The sequence below is a fragment of the Nostoc sp. KVJ20 genome, assembly GCF_001712795.1.
Classification (GTDB): domain Bacteria; phylum Cyanobacteriota; class Cyanobacteriia; order Cyanobacteriales; family Nostocaceae; genus Nostoc.
Map to the genome: position 1 here is coordinate 16,455 of NZ_KV757671.1, position 17,632 is coordinate 34,086.

General features: G+C 41.4%; 13 protein-coding genes and 1 other RNA gene. 7 read left to right on the top strand and 7 right to left on the bottom strand.

The features are described from left to right. Positions 1–59 precede the first annotated feature (59 nt). Entirely contained in the window at positions 60–359 is a 300-nt protein-coding gene (locus tag A4S05_RS26305) for a 2Fe-2S iron-sulfur cluster-binding protein (RefSeq protein ID WP_069072737.1), read from the top strand. Positions 360–703: 344 nt separating this feature from the next. Here A4S05_RS26305 and A4S05_RS26310 read toward each other — a convergent pair whose 3' ends face one another. Continuing rightward, entirely contained in the window at positions 704–7,789 is a 7,086-nt protein-coding gene (locus tag A4S05_RS26310; protein ID WP_069072738.1) for an AAA family ATPase, read from the bottom strand. Positions 7,790–7,973: 184 nt separating this feature from the next. Between A4S05_RS26310 and A4S05_RS26315 the strand changes: the two genes are divergently transcribed. Both A4S05_RS26315 and A4S05_RS26320 read left to right on the top strand, forming a co-directional pair. Then, positions 7,974–8,714: a cytochrome c biogenesis protein CcdA gene (locus A4S05_RS26315; RefSeq protein WP_069072739.1), complete on the top strand. Its 741-nt coding sequence runs from the start codon at positions 7,974–7,976 to the stop codon at positions 8,712–8,714. A gap of 29 nt (positions 8,715–8,743) precedes the next feature. Continuing rightward, positions 8,744–10,144, top strand: a complete 1,401-nt coding sequence (locus A4S05_RS26320) for a cytochrome c biogenesis protein (RefSeq protein ID WP_069072740.1) — start codon at positions 8,744–8,746, stop codon at positions 10,142–10,144. A 75-nt stretch (positions 10,145–10,219) separates the two neighbouring features. Here the strand turns inward: A4S05_RS26320 and queF are convergent, their stop codons facing one another. From queF to A4S05_RS26345, 5 genes are all read right to left on the bottom strand, one after another. Continuing rightward, positions 10,220–10,633 (bottom strand): preQ(1) synthase, encoded by a 414-nt coding sequence (gene queF / locus A4S05_RS26325; protein ID WP_069072741.1) that lies wholly within the window; start codon positions 10,631–10,633, stop codon positions 10,220–10,222. A gap of 94 nt (positions 10,634–10,727) precedes the next feature. Beyond that, a complete protein-coding gene (locus tag A4S05_RS26330) occupies positions 10,728–11,129 on the bottom strand; it encodes a hypothetical protein (RefSeq protein WP_069072742.1) in 402 nt (133 codons plus the stop codon). A gap of 156 nt (positions 11,130–11,285) precedes the next feature. Beyond that, entirely contained in the window at positions 11,286–11,672 is a 387-nt protein-coding gene (locus A4S05_RS26335) for a phasin family protein (protein ID WP_069072743.1), read from the bottom strand. Between the two features lie 25 nt (positions 11,673–11,697). Further along, positions 11,698–11,794, bottom strand: an RNA gene (gene ffs / locus A4S05_RS26340) — signal recognition particle sRNA small type. A gap of 37 nt (positions 11,795–11,831) precedes the next feature. Beyond that, complete coding sequence (locus A4S05_RS26345) at positions 11,832–12,098, bottom strand: YciI family protein (RefSeq protein WP_069072744.1); 267 nt, start codon at positions 12,096–12,098, stop codon at positions 11,832–11,834. Positions 12,099–12,422: 324 nt separating this feature from the next. On the opposite strand from A4S05_RS26345, the gene A4S05_RS26350 reads away from it, so the two are divergent. The 3 genes from A4S05_RS26350 (at position 12,423) to A4S05_RS26360 (ending at position 13,942) form a co-directional block, all read left to right on the top strand. Then, positions 12,423–12,665 (top strand): AbrB/MazE/SpoVT family DNA-binding domain-containing protein, encoded by a 243-nt coding sequence (locus A4S05_RS26350; protein ID WP_069072745.1) that lies wholly within the window; start codon positions 12,423–12,425, stop codon positions 12,663–12,665. Further along, positions 12,659–13,102, top strand: coding sequence for a type II toxin-antitoxin system PemK/MazF family toxin (locus A4S05_RS26355; protein WP_069072746.1), 444 nt, complete (start codon positions 12,659–12,661; stop codon positions 13,100–13,102). Before A4S05_RS26350 ends, A4S05_RS26355 begins: the two co-directional genes overlap by 7 nt. Positions 13,103–13,198: 96 nt before the next feature. Beyond that, the gene (locus tag A4S05_RS26360; RefSeq protein ID WP_069072747.1) at positions 13,199–13,942 is read left to right on the top strand and encodes a Uma2 family endonuclease; all 744 of its coding nucleotides are present in this window, start codon (positions 13,199–13,201) and stop codon (positions 13,940–13,942) included. A gap of 76 nt (positions 13,943–14,018) precedes the next feature. Here A4S05_RS26360 and A4S05_RS26365 read toward each other — a convergent pair whose 3' ends face one another. After that, entirely contained in the window at positions 14,019–16,721 is a 2,703-nt protein-coding gene (locus A4S05_RS26365) for a CBS domain-containing protein (protein ID WP_069072748.1), read from the bottom strand. Between the two features lie 555 nt (positions 16,722–17,276). Here A4S05_RS26365 and psbZ point away from each other — a divergent pair. Then, positions 17,277–17,465, top strand: a complete 189-nt coding sequence (psbZ, locus tag A4S05_RS26370) for a photosystem II reaction center protein PsbZ (protein ID WP_069072749.1) — start codon at positions 17,277–17,279, stop codon at positions 17,463–17,465. Positions 17,466–17,632 lie beyond the last annotated feature (167 nt).

The following is a 17,632-nucleotide window of genomic DNA, read 5'->3' on the forward strand; positions in this document are numbered from 1 at the left end:
AGCAGCACATAAACCCGTAGTATCGAAAATGGAGTTTATATTGAGTTAGGACTTTTTACATGGCAACTTACAAAGTTACATTACGTACCCCAGACGGCGAAAAAGTAATTGACGTCCCTGAAGATGAATACATTCTAGAGATCGCTAACGAGGAATATGAGCTAGACTTGCCCTATTCCTGTAATGCTGGTTCTTGTTCTACCTGCACAGGTAAGCTGATTTCAGGTGAAATTGACCAAGATGATCAGAACTTCTTAGACAACGATCAAATTGACGCAGGATGGGTTCTCACCTGCGTGGCCAAGCCCCTTTCTGATTGTGTAATCGAAACCCATCAAGAGGAAGCGCTTAACGCTTAACTAGTGGATTTAATCAAGAGCAAGTTTTGTAGGAAAGGCAGAATGAGTGGTGGCTACTCTGCGGTTTTTCCAAAAAGAGTACCACCCTTAGCGCAGCATCTCGTAGAGAAGCAGACGCATCAAAAAGCATCATAACTGCCGTTGTGTTAGTGATGAATTTCCGTAAGACATCTAAAATCTGAGGTAGTGCCGTACTGTCGGCGATCACACACCTTACTTGATTTAAAATTTTGCGCTTTCCTAAAAAATCTCTATAGGCTAAGTGATTCACACTAGAAAGCGCTCTCCAAAAGGGGAGCGCTTTTTATTTAGTTTATATAGTGCTTCTCAGTTGAGTCCAATTACTACAAACTTTTACTTAATGATGTTATCGCCTTCACCAATTCTTCTGGATCTACAGGCTTAGAAATATGCTTTTGAAATCCGACAGCGATCGCTTGCTGATGATCCATCTCACCAGCATAAGCAGTTAAAGCGATCGCTGGAATAGTCCCACCTTTCTCTGGTTCCAGACTCCTGATCTGTTGCATCAGCATATAACCGTCCATTTCTGGCATCCCAATATCGCTGACAATTATATTTGGCTGGGATTGACTCAGTGAATTTAAAGCTTCAATGGCTGAGGCGACAACCGTAACAGTTGCACCATACTGCTCCAGCATAAAGGGCAAAAACTCTCGCATATCTGCATCATCATCCACCACGAGAATCTCTAAACCAAACAGAGGTAAGGATTGAGCCGCCACAACTGCGGAATTATCTTTTGCATCCTTGATTCCCTTGCTTTCATTCTGTATGCATGGAAGTCTGACGGTGAAAGTCGCTCCTCTAGATTCCCCCAGACTTTCTGCTTGAACAGTTCCCCCGTGAAGTTCTACGAGATGATGAACGATCGCTAATCCTAAACCTAAACCGCCAAATTTTCGAGTTGTAGCACCATCAGCTTGACGGAAATAATCAAAAACATAAGGTAAGAACTCAGGTGCAATTCCCTTCCCTGTATCAGTTACACGGATTTCTACCTGTGAGCCAACTTCCTCTAATTTAATTTTTACTTCTCCTCCAATAGGAGTAAATTTAATGGCATTGGAAAGAATATTCCAAATTACTTGTTGCAATCGATTAGCATCACCTAAAACTTCCCCAACACCAGATTCAAGACTTCTGTGAATCTGGATAGATTTAGCCTCCGCTGACAAACGCACTGTCTCGATCGCAGCTTCAATCACTGATACCAAATTAATTCGGCCGAAGTTGAGAATAAGTTTACCTTGAAGGATGCGGGAGACATCAAGCAAATCTTCAATTAATTGGGTTTGTAACTTGGCGTTGCGCTCAATGGTTTCGAGGGCGCGATCGCTTGTTGCTTGATCAAGCTTGCGACTCCGCATCAGTTTTGCCCAACCCAGAATCGGGTTAAGTGGTGTTCTCAATTCATGGGATAGCACCGCTAAAAATTCATCTTTGATGCGGTTTGCTGATTCAGCAGCGCTTCGTGCCGTTCGTTCGGCTTCGTAAAGATGGGAGCGAGCGATCGCTTGGGCGCATTGTTGGGCTACAGCCAAGAGAAACGCTTGATCTTCCTCACTAAGTTGTTGAGGCTGGGTAAATCCCACACTTATACCTCCAACTGCCGAACCCTCTACCATTAATGGAATAGAAATCCAGGCTTTAAAGTCATATTGGGCATATATTTGGGATAAATGTGGGTAACGAGCAACCCGATTTTCTGTTGGTTCAGCCCAAATAGCTTTCCCAGTTCGCACTGCTTCTGCTAGAGGAGAAGGTGAATCGATGGCAAAATGACGCCAACTATCCACCAAATCTTGGTTATAACCAACCGCACGCACAATTTCCAGTTCAGTTTTACTTTCATTCACCAAGGCGACGAGGGCAGAAGTGGCTCCCAAGGCAGCCATGCTCTGCTCTACAATTACTTCAGATACTTGGGCTGGTGTCAGTGATTCTGAAAGAGCAGCTGTGATGGATTGGAGACGGGCAATGCGCTCTAGGGCTAATTCTGCCGTTTTTTGTGCTTGTTGCGCTTCTTGGTAAAGGCGGGCATTATCGATCGCGATCGCAGCTCGATGGGCAACATCTTCCGCTAATGACAAGTCAGCCGTGCTGTAACGACGTTCTGATTCAGCAGTAAAAAAGGAAATTGCACCAAAAATTCTTTCACGTGCCACCAAGGGCAAGATTATACATGACTTTAAACCAAGTTCACGCACAATTCTTAGATGTTCTGCGTCTAAGATGTATTTTAGTAAAGCCGCATCTGGAATTTCAGTTACCATTTCAGCAATTCCTGTACGCAGCACTTTAGGCACACCTTGAGGTTCATCCAACTTTCTGGGATAACGTTGATAAAGTTCCCAACCGAGTTTTACTTTCTCTGGATCTCGGTGAGCAACTGCTACCCGATTAATTGATTGATTATCTTGCAACAGATCAACGGCACACCAATCGGCCAAGTAAGGTACCACCAGGTTAGCCACACTTGCTAACGTACTTTCGTAATCAAGAGAAGAGGCGAGGGTTGCACTGACTTGAGCCAAAAACGTTGCTCTTTGCTGATCGGCTTCTGCTTCCTGTCGGGCGGTTTGCTCTTGAATTAGTTGGATACGTTTGGCTTCAGATTGTTTGCGATCCGTGATATCAAGCACAATACCACTCATGTGTGTGGCAATACCCGCATCTTCAAAAAAGGCTTTTCCCCGACAGGCTAAGTAACGAATACTGCCGTCATCCCAAATAATTCGATATTCTAAATCATGCTCCAAGCCTTCGTTAATCGCTTGACTTAAGGATTGAGCTAGGAATTCTCGATCATCTGGATGCAGACGAGCTAAAATCGCTTCAGAAGTGCCAGCAAAGGTTTCCGGCGTCAGCCCAAATAGTTGATAAATCTGCTCATCCCAGTCAAAGCGATCGCTGGCGATATCCCAACTCCAAACACCGATTTGAGCAGATTTTAACGCCAGGTTGAGTTGTGCTTGGCTATTTTCCAAACCTTGATAAAGACGAGCATTTTCTAGAGAAATAGCAATTTGAACCGTCAAAATTTCCAGTACAGAAAGTTTGTCCTGTGTAAAGGCACTGGAGATTAAATTATTTTCTAAATATAAAATCCCAAGTAATTTCGACTGACGGGCGATCGGCAAACAAAGTACAGATTTAGGTTGCTTTTGAATTATATAATCGTCTTTTGAAAACAGATTTTGCTCGGTGGCATTCTGCAAAATCACTATTTCTTGAGTGCGCTGAACATAATTCAGCATTGATTGAGGAATAACTTGTGAAATTTCACTCTCTAATACAAGTCGAGAAACATTGAGCTTTTCTGCTTGGTGATTAACCTTCGCTTCTACTTCAATCACCAGATTTTGCTCGTGTTCTAGCAATAAATAACCGATTTCTGCTCCTGCTTGCTCAACGACAATTTGCATTAATGTCTTCAACAACCGCGAAAAAACAATTTCACTAGATATAGTTTGAGAGGCTTTAACTATTGACAAAAAGTCTAAATGCTCACCTGTGGTAATAAACGTTCCATTAGAGACAAGCTGTTGTTGTGGCAATAGTTGAGGATAGGATTCTTCTAAGTGCTTGACTTTAGCAAATGCCTGCCAACGCATATAAGTATTTTTAGCTACTTCTAAGTATGTTTTGGCAATTAATTCAAACTCTCGCTCAAAGTAAAAGTTAGCAGCTAGCTCATTAGCTAAAGCTTCATATTGTATAAATCCCTGCTCACGGGCTGAAGTAATTGATTGCTCATACAGGCGCATTGCTTCCAAATCCCGACCTTCAATTCGAGCTATTTCAGCAGCTACTAATTGAGATTTATGTAAAAAGTTTTCAGGGCCGTGTTTAGCCCAATATTGCAATTGTTGCTGATGTGATTCTAGGGTTTGTAAAAACAGCTTTTGCTCTTGAGAAGAGACTGTTGGATAAAGAGCCGTTAGACTTAATGAGTAATATAAAACATAATCTGTTTCAATTGGTAATGCCAGTGTCGTAACTGGAAAATTGGATAATTTTAAGGCACAATTAAGAGCCTCTATATACTGTCGATATGTAAAAAAGATAATTAATTTGATAATGTAATAAAAAATAATTCCACTAACAAACCCTGCATCTGTAATAATAGATAAAGCGCGTGACTCATCAAAACTATCATCACTTAGAGTCAGATTTTGGTGAGTTAGTCCGCGCAGATTCATCAGTAGCATCTGCTGTAGTCTGATTGTCTGATAGACAGCCTCATGTTTAGACTGATGGGCAAATGCGGTGTATTTTTCTAGAGATTTGTATGTCTCTGAAAGTGGATAGCCTAACTGGATAATTTGCCACGCTCCTTGATAACCGTTGTAGTTTGCCATCGTCACATCACCTGCTTCTACACAGCCAATAAATCCCCGCTCTAAAAAGGGAATATCGGTGGCAATATGGTTACACCAAACGTTAATATGACTTCCATGAATATGTAGAACAACTCCTCTAAGTTTCAAATCATTTAACTTTTCATTCAATTGAATCGTCATCTCAGAAAATGCGTAGCCTGTAGGAATATCATGGAAGATAGAAACCAACAACATCGCATACATGCTGTAAGCAAAACAGGAGTCTTCTGTATTACCAAACTTGAGTGAGTAGTTAACAGCTTTGAGTACAACTAAAGGAAAAATATCAGGTCTACCGAGATAAGTAGGTGGCCCCAAAGTTGTCAACAAACTAATTACTGTTTGAATATTGGGGTCTTGAATTAATGGAGCATCAATTAAATCAGAAATCTGTCTCTTATCTAGATTGGTTAATACCTGTTTTTTTTCAACTGCGATCGCACCTTGAATTTGCTCATTTGAATCAGGAAATATCACACCAAAAATTTTTAAAGCTGCTAATCCTAATATCAATGCCTCTTCATACCTACCTGCAACTTGGTAGAGTCTGATTTGCAGTATATAAATATTGGCTTTTTCAATATATGATTCCGCTTTACTAAATAGTAGTTCAAATAATTTTTCCGCTTGTTCTAAATTGCCTGTTAAGAATTCACATTCAGCTAATTCTCTAAATAAAATAAACGTTTGTTCATATTGTTCTATCCAGGCATTCTCATCTAAAAGATGCATGGCAACACTAAAAAACTTTTTAGCAGGAGTATAGGCTGTAGATGCTTTTGCTTTCTTTCCAGCAATTAAATTCAATCGTACTAATTCATCTTTTTCTTTCTGTTGAATAATTATATCCACCGCGAGATTGAGTTGATTGACCAAATCAAAAATTTGCTCATTCACTTGTTCATAACTAGCATTCTTCAGCAAAAGCTGCCCAATCTTCAGATGCACTGCCGACTTTGATTCATCAGCAATTAGGGCATAAGCCGCTTGTTGAACTCTGTCATGGTAGAAACGATAGTTTTTTTGGGTACTTTCATCTGACTCTATAGGGATAATTAATCCTCTTAAAATTGCTTCAACAAGTGCATCTGCTGTTTTTTCAATAGATTGTTCTCCAACAAGTGCTAAAACTTCTAAATCAAAGCGATTACCAATACAAGAGGCTAACTTCAGCACTTGTTGAGTCGCAAGTGGAAGTTTTTGCATCCGCCCAATCATGAGATTGACAATATTATCTGTAATACCTTGGGCTTCAATTTCAGATAGATTCCATTGCCAAACACCATCTTGATGATTAAAGTTCAGCAGATTTTCTTGATGTAATATTTTGAGAAATTCATTGACAAAGAAAGGATTTCCGTCAGTTTTTCGGATAATTAATTGAGCAAGAGTTTCTACTTTTTCTGCTGAACTATGTAAGGTATCAGCAATTAACTGATTGACATAGATAGGATTCAACGGTGTCAGCAGAATTTCAGTCGTTCTTGCTCCATACTGGCGAACCTTCTCTATCATCAAATTGAAGGGATGTAGAACATCAATTTCATTATCTCGATACGCCAAAATGAAGCAGAGATACTGGATACTAGAGCCAGTGATAATAGTTTGAATTAAATTCAAAGTAGCGGTGTCCGCCCACTGCATATCATCTAAAAAAACAGTGAGTGGATGCTCTTTTTGAGCAAAGATGCTGATGAATTTCTGAAACACCAAGTTGAATCTATTTTTAGATTCGGCAGGCCCCAACTCTGGTATATGAGGCTGTTTTCCAACGATTAGTTCAACTTCTGGAATTACATCTGTGATTAGTTTGCCATTGTTCCCTAATGCTGCTTGTATTTGCTTTTTCCAGGTAGCAAGTTTATCTTCTGGTTCAGTTAAAATTTGTCGAGCTAATGTTTGAAAAGCTTGAACAATTGTAGAATAAGGAATATCTCGTTTATACTGATCAAACTTACCAGAGATAAAAACCCCGCGTTCCCTAACAATGGGCTTGTGAATCTCCTTCACAAGAGTTGATTTACCAACGCCAGCATAACCAGAAACGAACACTATTTCTGGTTTTCCTTGGCTAACAACTCGCTCAAATGCTTGTAAAAGCTTGGCAATCTCTAGTTCTCGCCCATACAATTTTTGAGGAATTTGAAAGCGCTCTGAGATATCTTGTTCACCCAAAACAAAGGATTGAATTTGTCCAGTTGTCTCCAATTGCTTTAAGCATTTTTCCAAATCAAGTTGTAAACCTAAAGCACTCTGATACCTCTGTTCTGCAACCTTCGACAGCAATTTCATGATGATGTCACAAAGTATTTGAGGAATATCAGAGTTTAGCTTTTTCGGAGATAGTGGAGATTTGGCAATATGACAATGCACCCACTCTAAGGGGTCTTTGCCTTGAAATGGTAGCTGACCTGTGAGCATCTCATAAAAGGTAACTCCCAGCGAATACAAATCGCTGCGATGGTCAATTCCTCGATTCATCCGCCCAGTTTGCTCAGGTGATAAATAAGGTAAACTGCCTTCAATGCAACTGGAACTGCTAACTATTTGCTGCTGGTAGGGAATGAAGGCAGCAATTCCAAAATCGGAAATTTTTACCTGATTAGTTTCGAGGTTAATTAAAATGTTTTGCGGCTTAATATCCTTGTGGACAATTTGATGAGTGTGAATTTGTGCGAGTTTGCTAGTGATTTCAATAGCAATCTTCAGAAACGGAACAGGCTGTTGAAATTGGTTTATGAACTGGTCGAGCGATCGCGCCTCAAAATCCTCCATAATTAAATAAGGGATTCCCTGGTGCATCTCTAAGGCGTAAGCTTTGACTGCTGCTGTGGTGTTTAACCTTTGAGCGATCGCATATTCGTGTTTGAGTTGTTCAATATTATTGGGTGTACACTGTTCTGGACGTAGCCCTTTGATAATTACCGGACACTGATCTTTAACCTTAATTCCCCGGTATATGACTGCTTTTACCCCTGCTTTTAACAAAGTGACAATTTTAAATCCGGGTAATGCAATCATCATGCCAAATACTCCAGCCCTGCTTCTTCAGGGATAATCCGAGCTTAATTATTGTATTTTAGATACATTTCCTTGGGCAGATGAAATTTAGATGATGTCAGGTTCGGATAATCACTTCTGCTGACTCAAAAAGCAAAAATAGGCTAAAATTCAAGCAGAGTAAGCATTTCCCGCTCAGAGACTCCCCATGTTTGATAACCTGCAAACCCAAATTTACCAATTAGAACAATTTGCCAACAGCCTCGTTTCTAACCAACTGACACACCTTAGCATGGTGAGTGTTGGTATCATCTTTGCCGCTGGCTTGCTCACCAGTCTCACACCCTGTATGCTTTCTATGCTGCCAATTACCATTGGTTACATCGGCGGTTATGAAGCCAAAAGCCGCTTACAAGCAGCTGCCCAATCAACTTGGTTTGCTTTCGGATTAGCAACGACATTGGCAGGATTGGGAATTATAGCAGGTTTAGTAGGAAAAGTCTATGGTCAAGTGGGAATTGGTTTGCCGATTATCGTCAGCATTATCGCCATTCTCATGGGGCTGAACTTATTAGAAGCACTACCTCTACAATTTCCATCCTTGAATGAAACCAATTGGATTTCGCCAGATTTGCCAGCCGGATTGCGTTCCTATTTGCTGGGACTGACTTTCGGTTTAGTGGCATCCCCTTGTAGCACGCCTGTTTTAGCCAGCTTGTTAAGTTGGATTGCTAGTACACAAGACTTAATTTTAGGCGCTGTTTTGCTAATTTCTTATACAGCCGGTTATGTAGCACCGTTGATTTTGGCGGGTACTTTTACAGCTTCAATTAAAAAATTACTGGAATTGCGTCGCTGGTCTGGTTGGATTAACCCAGTTAGTGGGGCACTATTGGTAGGATTCGGTGTATTTTCCTTAATTTCTCGGATTCCCCTCGGCAGTTTTTAATATCAATGCTTTGTTAGCTTTTACACATAATGACTTTAGAAGATTCAGCGTCCAAAGAATTAAAATGGTGGGCGATACCTGGGAAGTTCTTACGCCAAGAGCTTTTGCCTGTACTGACCAACTTACGACTAGCGATCGCACTACTGCTATTGATTGCCATCTTTAGCTCCACTGGTACTGTAATCGAGCAAGGTCAATCACCCGCATTTTACCAAGCCAACTACCCAGAACATCCAGCTTTATTTGGTTTCCTAACTTGGAAGGTAATTCAGGTAGTCGGATTAGACCATGTGTATCGTACCTGGTGGTTTCTGGCATTACTCATTTTATTTGGCACTAGCTTAACTGCTTGTTCATTTACCCGTCAGTTACCAGCCTTAAAAGCTGCCCAGCGCTGGAAATATTACGAAGAACCACGGCAATTTCAAAAGTTAGCTTTGAGTGCAGAACTAGATACTGGTTCCCTAGATTCCTTAAACCAGATATTACAGAAACACCGCTATAAAATTTTTCCAGATCCAGAAAAAGCAAATCTCCTCTACGCCCGCAAGGGAATAGTTGGACGCATCGGCCCAATTATCGTTCATATTGGCATCGTCGCTATTTTGCTAGGGGGAATTTGGGGGGCGATGACTGGGTTTCTGGCTCAAGAAATGGTTGCCAGTGGCGATACATTTAAAGTGACAAATATTGTCGATGCTGGCCCTTTAGCAGCAGCCCAAGTCCCTAAAGATTGGTCTGTGCGCGTCAATCGTTTTTGGATTGACTACACTCCATCTGGCGGCATTGATCAATTTTATTCAGATATGTCTGTCTTGGATAATCAGGGAAAGGAAGTTGACCATAAGAAAATTTTTGTCAACGAACCTCTGCGCTATCATGGCGTAACTTTCTATCAAACTGATTGGGGAATTGCAGGTGTTCGCGTCCAATTTAACAACAGCCCCGTTTTTCAGCTACCGATGGCGCAATTGAACACCAACGGTAACGGGCGCATTTGGGGAACCTGGGTTCCAACTAAACCGGATTTGAGTGAGGGTGTCTCTCTGTTAGCGAAAGACTTGCAAGGAATGGTATTAATTTATGATGCCACTGGCAAACTCGTTGATACAGTCCGTACTGGGATGTTCACCGAAATCAATGGCGTGAAGCTGAAAATTCTGGATGTCATTGGTAGCACTGGCTTACAAATTAAAGCCGATCCAGGCATCCCAATTGTTTACACAGGGTTTGGTTTGCTAATGCTGGGTGTGGTGATGAGTTACTTTTCCCACTCGCAAATATGGGCATTACAAAAAGGCGATCGCTTATATGTTGGTGGCAAAACTAATCGCGCCCAAGTTGCTTTTGAACAAGAAGTTTTAGAAATTTTAGATCGCCTAAGTTCACAACCAAAAGGTGAGGAAAAAGAAACGGCGATTGAAGTTTAAAAGTAGAGGAACGCAAAGTAATCCTCCGCGTTCCTCTGCGATTTCCTCCGCGTCCCTTTGCGTTTAAAACTTACCTTACTTTTGGTGACGTACTTCAACCACAGTATGTACATTACCGCGAGGTGTAAAATCCGCTTTCACAGTGACTTCCAACGGATCACAAGCAGCTACAAAATCATCCAAAATTTGATTAGCAGACTCTTCGTGGGAAATATAGCGATCGCGGTAACTATTAATATAAAGTTTGAGTGCCTTCAATTCCACTACCCGTTCATCAGGTACATAGCTAACGTAAATTGTCGCAAAGTCAGGATAACCGGAAAACGGACATTTACAGGTAAATTCCGGCAAAGTAATGTTAATGTCATATCGTCTGCCCACACGCGGATTCGGAAAAGTAATTAGTTTACCTTCCGCAATGTCGCGTTCGCCATACTTCATTTCTTGGCTTGCCTGAGATGCACTTTCAGATAATTTATCGGTTGTCATTTGTCAGTTTTCACTTGTCATTGGTTATTTTAGCCGTCTTTACACCCTTTTAGTAATTGTTATAGCTTGTTAACTCCTAACTCCTAACTCCCCCTCAATACTCTTCCTTCTGCCAATCTGGACAATTCTCATCTTCACAACCGTTGGGATGCATGGCACAAACTAACAAATTACCACCATAAACTTGACCGTGATAGTGAGTACAACCAATACAAGCAGGATTTTTTTCGGCTGTGGGTTCAACTGAATAGGGAAAACCCGGATCTACATCTGCTACAATGTCTTCCAGTTCCCAGTAAGCCTCCAACATTGGTTCAGCCAAATCCTGTAAATACTGATCGACTTCAGTGAAAATGTTACTGTGTACTTGCTCAGTGACTTCTTCCGTTAACTCAAAAAATGCGTCTACCACTTCACCCATTCCCAGGAAGAAACGCTCTACTTCATCAGCCACCGTTTCAACGATTTCTACTAAATCTTTTTGCCACTGTTCCATAAACTTGACACCTTTGCAGGCTATAAACAGGACGCTTTGTGTTATCTGGCTTGAAGCACTAAATTACACACTAGGCAATGTATCTTATCAAGTTTCTATCCGAAGTGTCATGTCAAGATGCCACTGATTGCTAATATTTCGATCAAAGAATGCTTTTTATTGATCGCGTTGCAATCGTTTTAACTCGTCTTGCAGGTTTAGCACTTCTTGGCGCAACTTATCTACATTCTCATCAGTTGATGCCTCTTTCACCGTTGGTTCTTCATCGTCCTCTAAAATTTCAATACGGCGAGGTTCAGAAGGGGGTGTTGTCTCAGAGGTTTCAGCAGATGGTTGGGCTTGTTGGGCTTGCTTCATCATCTCTTCAACGAAGCGGCGGGCTTCTTCGGTGTTCATTTCGCCCTTGGCAACCATTTCATCTGCCAGTTTTTGGACTTGCAATCGCACTTGGGCTAATTTTCCCCCTGCTTTCTCACCTGCGTAAGAAGCTAATCCAACACCGAGGTAAAAAGCTTTTTGAACAATATCTCCAAAACCAGGCATTGTTGCTGACCGCTCCTAAAAATAGGGCGACCCGGAGACTACGCCTACCACAAGCCTCCCGTGTTGCTGCTACCTTCCGGTTCTGACAAGATTTGGGTGTTGCGATCGCATAGATCCAGGTCTTATAAAAGCATAGCATTAAAATCCAGTAAGTGTGTGTTATTCCATAACAATTCGCCATTCATAAAGTTGATAGGTGACGCAGCCGTGTTTCACCAACGGGTCATCAGCTACAATCGCTTCTGCTTCAGCCTTTGAGGTTGCCTCAAACAGCAACATCCCGCCTCTTTGCTCCGCCCAATAGCCTGTTCGGGCTTTGTGTCCTTTAGTAATCAAGTCCTGAATGTAGGCTTTGTGGGCAGGTACGTATTGGTCAAAGGTAGGTTTATCGACTTTGCCTTCTTCAATCTTTACAAACCAAGGCATAAGCGTTTTAACTCCAGTTACAAATATCTGAACCTTGTTTGAATAACTGTATATTTTATTCTCTGGAAGTTCCTAACTTCCAACTCTTGGCTTCCAGCTTCCACTAACTAGCCGTGTTGCTGTAAGTTGAAGTCGGAAGTTACCGCAACGTGCAGCGCTGCATTCAGCCATCAACGATTGGCTTCCTTCCAAGGGTGTGTTGACACCCAGCAATAAAAAATGTATCTTCAAAGTATATACGTTAGACAAATTTTTAAAAGTGTTTCACTCCGAAAATCTAAAGTTCGGGCGTGTACCTCGCTAACAAAATATTTGGAGATAGCTATGACGGCAGTTGTTGCTAAATGGGGAAATAGTTTAGCTATTCGGATTCCAAAAGCGGTAGCTGAACAAGCACATATAACTGAAGGGACAGGTATGGATATTACTGTGGAAGGTAGCAGTCTTATCTTCACACCACGAAAAAGAAAAAAGTATACGCTTGATGAATTGCTTGAAGGTATGACTCCTGATAAATTTCATCCAGAATTTGAAACTGGAAATGCTGTGGGGAATGAGCATTGGTAGTCAATCAATACTTTCCTAAAAGAGGAGATATTATCAAATTAGAATTTGGATCAGAACAGCAGTTTACGGCTGATTCAATCCAGCGTGCATTTGCCCTTTACAACTCAGGAATGTCATTTAATGACATTGCTATAACATTGAACAATGAACTACAACAGCAAGGGCGGGAGCAAAGGGGCTACCGCCCTGCTCTTGTTATATCTCCAATTCAATACAATCGAATAGCTTCTTTAGTTTTAACGTGTCCTATAACCAGCAAAGCAAAAGGGCTTAGGTTTGAAGTTCCACTTGTTGAGGGAATGCAAACAAAAGGAGTTGTGTTAGCTGACCAAATTAAAACATTATCTTGGCAAGCTAGAAGGGCAAAATTTGTTGAAAGTGTTTCACAAGATTTAATAGAAGAAGTACAGGCAAAACTCGAAACATTAGTTTTATAAAACTAATTTTATTTAAATCTTTTACAGTTAGCTACGCATAGCTAACTACAACACTGCTAAAATAAATCCAGAACTACTTGATGCCGTATCCATTCTATGACTATAGCTCAAGAATTAGATTTTCAAGAAGGCATCTGCCAAGATGTTATATTTCCCCCTGGCGATTTATATAGTGATGAGCCTCCCTTGGAAAGCGAACTGCATTTACGGCAAATAATCCTACTTTTAACATGTCTGGAATGGTTGTGGCGAGATCGAAATGATTTCTATGCGGCGGGAAATCTGACTATTTATTACAGTCCGCGCCAACGCAAATCAGAATACTTCCGAGGGCCAGACTTTTTTGTAGTTTTGGGAACTGAACGCAAAACCCGTAAAAGTTGGGTAGTCTGGGAAGAAGATGGCAAATATCCGAATGTAATTTTAGAAATTTTGTCTAACTCAACAGCTAATACTGATAAAGGTTTAAAGAAAACAATTTATCAACAGACTTTCCGCACACTCGATTATTTTTGGTTTGACCCTTACACACAAGAATTTGCGGGATTTCATTTAGTAGATGGAGAATATCAACCTCTACAAGTAAGTGAACAAGGATATTTGTGGAGTCATCAGCTAGGGTTATATTTGGGAGTTTATGAAGGTTTATTGCGGTTTTTTACACGAGATGGGCAATTAGTACCAACACCTGAGGAAACGGCAGAACAAGCCGAACAAAAGGCAGAACAAGCCGAACAAAAGGCAGAACAGTCACAACAACAAGCAGAACAAGCTGAACAAAAAGCAGAACGTTTAGCAGCAAAACTACGGGAGTTAAATATTGACCCAGATACAATTTAGACTACTGCGATCGCCTTTTGAATTTATAATCTATTGCTCAACACTCCACAAATATATGAGCGATCGCTTCACTATTTCATTTAGGATAGTGTTGTGCTAAAAACTCCTCAGCTTCAGTCTTATCTTTAATTATTCCATCCAAGGTAGCAGCAAGCATATCATCTAATATCTGCCGATATTGAGGCCCTGGTTTGTAACCAAGTTTTTTTAAATCATTACCATTCAATAGTGGCTGCACATTCGCCCAAACAGTTAAATATTCCCAAATCTGATGTCTAAGCGATCGCGGACTTTGCACAGCGATTAAAATCAGCAGTGGTAAATCGTACTTTCGCAACAGCTGTACTACTTGACTGGGACTTTGACATTTAGGCAAAGATTGCATCATCTCAGATTGGGCAGAAGCCAAGTTTTGCAAGCGTTTAATGCCATCTTCTTGTAGTTGCAGATTTTTTGCTACTTTCGCCCGATATTGTGGTGCTAAATAGGCGATTAACGTTTCTAAGCGCATTTCCCAATGGATGAGGGTTTGTTCAGCATCAAATCGCCGCAAACAGCGTTCTAGCAAACGTAATTGTTGTAGGACTTCCACATCTAGCTTCAGGGTAGGATGGATACATTGCAATGCCCCTAAATTATTGAGTAACTGTAAAGCCGATTTCCAGTAGGGGACTTCTAAGATGTGTTTTAATTCTGTTTTCAGTCGAGTTTGTAGGGCTGGGGTTTTGGTATTCTCTTGGGAAGTGCGATCGTAAACACCACTGTTGATCGCATAGCGAATAAACTCTTCAGTTTGCGGTTCTATGTGAAATCCGAAGCGCACAGCAAACCGCACACCGCGATAAATCCGGGTGGGGTCTTCTATAAAGCTGTTGGCGTGTAAAACTCGAATTTGTTTAGCTTGTAAATCGAGTAATCCCCCAAAGAAATCGAGTAATTCACCAGCACGGGGAGTAGTAAGCCGCAAAGCGATCGCATTAATGGTAAAATCTCGACGATACAAGTCTTGACGAATCGAACTCGCCTCAACTTCTGGATTCGCCGCCGGGTAAGGATAAAACTCTGTTCTAGCGGTGGCAATATCTACCCAAAGAGAATCTAATTCTGGGTCTTTGTGCCACAACAAAGCCGCAGTTTGAAAAGCCCCGTGGATTTCTAAACGAGCCGCAGGGTAAAGTTGTTGGAGTGCTTTTGCTAGTTCCACACCAGCGCCAACATCTGCTGATTTGTGAAAGCCATCAACTACTAGGTCAATATCGTTAATTATCAAGCTACCTGCTGTCTTAGCTAACAGCAAATCCCGCACCGCACCTCCTACTAAATAAAGATGCCAACCCCTTTTTTCGGCTTCTTGCGATGCGATGGTGAGTAATTGCCATAACTGAGGAGCAAGTTTATTTTGCAACTCAGTGCTAAGAGGAATTTTGAATTTTGAATTTTGAATTTTGAATTTTTCCTCTTCTCCATCTTCATCCCTTTCCTGATGTAATTCCCGCAAGACATCAGTACGAGTGACAAGACCAACTAACTGCCCATTTTCCAATACTGGCAAGCGTCCGATATCATAAGTCACCATCAGCGACTCAATTTGTGGCAGTGTCGTATCTGGTGTAATTGTTTTCAGATTTCTTGTCATGTAGCCCTTAACTGGCGCATGACTAAATCCGTGATGTAAGGCGATATCAATATCTCGGCGCGAAATAATACCTACTAGTTGCTCTTGAGTATCAACTACAGATAAACCAGAGTGTCCATAGCGTAATAAAATGCGTTGTGCTTCAGCAATTGTGGTTTCAGGGAGAATCGTGCGGACAGGAGAAGACATCAAATCCCTCGCGGTGGGGGGATGGGGAATTTGCGCTTTTATCCCGTCAAGGAGTTGTTTTAAGATTGCTTGCGAATCAACTCCCCTTAGATTTAGCGATGCGGCTTGTGAATGACCGCCACCACCCAAGAGTTGGAATAATCGGTTAAGATTCGTCTTGGGAATTTGCGATCGCCCAATCACACTTAAACTTGAATCCCCTTTACCTAGATACTCATTAGCCAACAGTAGGGCATCAATTTCGGTTAATTCCACGAGTTCCGATGCCAAACTCGATAATCCAGGCACAAAATTTTTAGTTCTTAGAGTTACCCAAGCAACAGTATATCCACGCAGGCAAAGATATTCTAAATTTTCTAGAGATTCAGTTAATAACTGTTGCAATTGCAAAGACAAGCCAGGGTCACGGTAAGTAGAAATTACCGATAAACTTGCACCTTGTTGCATCAACCAAGCCAAAGCTAAAGCATCCCGTGGTGTGGACTGGTCAAAGGTCAAGGAGCCAGTGTCAACGTGGATACCCAAAGCCATCACAGTCGCTTCAGCAGGAGTCAGGGAAATTTCCTGTTGTTGCAATTGCTCCACAATTAAAGTTGTGGTAGCTCCTACTGAGTCAATATGCGATTGCGTCGCGGGAATATCTGATTCTTGTCCTAAATGATGGTCATAAACTATAATTTCTTTGAGATTGGGTAAATATAACCACTCAGCAGCTTTACCCAAGCGATCGCGCTGTTGCGTATCCACCACAGTCAGAGAACGAATTTTTTCAGCATTCACCGAACGCCGTTCAATTAGCGGATATTCATCCCGATGCAATGCTAAAAAATCCCGTACAGGAGGGTGAGAACCGCCAGTCAGCACAATCTTACTTCCCGGTAGTAGGCGCGTTAACCCTACTGCTGCTCCTAATGCGTCAAAATCTGCTGTCGTGTGGCAAAGAATTAAATCCATAGTTAAGTAGTCATTAGTCATTGGTACTTAAACAAAGAACAAATGACTAAGATGTTGTAGTTTCTGGTAGCTTAAAAACAAGAAAAAAGTGTCAGTGTCGCCCTTTAGCTAAAATGGGCAGAAGCCTCACCCTTAAGCCCTGAAAGTCAGCACTGTAATTGTCAAATATTCTGAATATAGATGATCGGGGCGTTGTATGATTTAATTGGTTACTCGCCGCCACGGTCGTTGATACACCTCTAGACAGCCCTCTGGGAAACCTACGTGAAACGTTGGACAACGGGAAACGAGTAGGCATCCTTTCAAAGAAAGCAAATTTACCATTGGTTGACACATCAGTGCAAAAGTCATAAGCAATTCATCCTGTGTCGTAAAATTTGTGGGGTACGAAAGGAAGAAAAAATCAAATTGTCTCCGTTGGGGTATCACGGGGACATAAAACTAAAGCTCAGGAAATGTCCTATGCGATCGCAGGAGTCACTGAGAAGCCTACACTGTACAGCTTACTGTTAATGTAGGACATATCACTATTTCGCTGTATTGGGAGAAGCAAAAATGACCATAATATTTCAATTTGCCTTGATAGGTCTAGTCCTATTGTCCTTTGTCCTAGTTGTTGGGGTTCCTGTTGCTTACGCCACTCCCCAAAATTGGAATGATTCTAAAAAACTGCTCTGGGTTGGCTCTGGTGTCTGGATTGGTTTGGTGTTTTTAGTTGGTTTGTTAAACTTTTTTGTCGTGTAGGCGACGGCTTCGCTCTGGCGCAGGCACATAATATAAGAACTAGAGGAGCAGAAAAGCCAAGGTCAAAGGTTAAAGGAAACAAGAAATTTTTTCTTTTTCCTGGTTCCTTCATCCTGACTGGGCTTTCCTGCTCCTCTAAATTTAAATAAGAAATGTATATTGGCCAG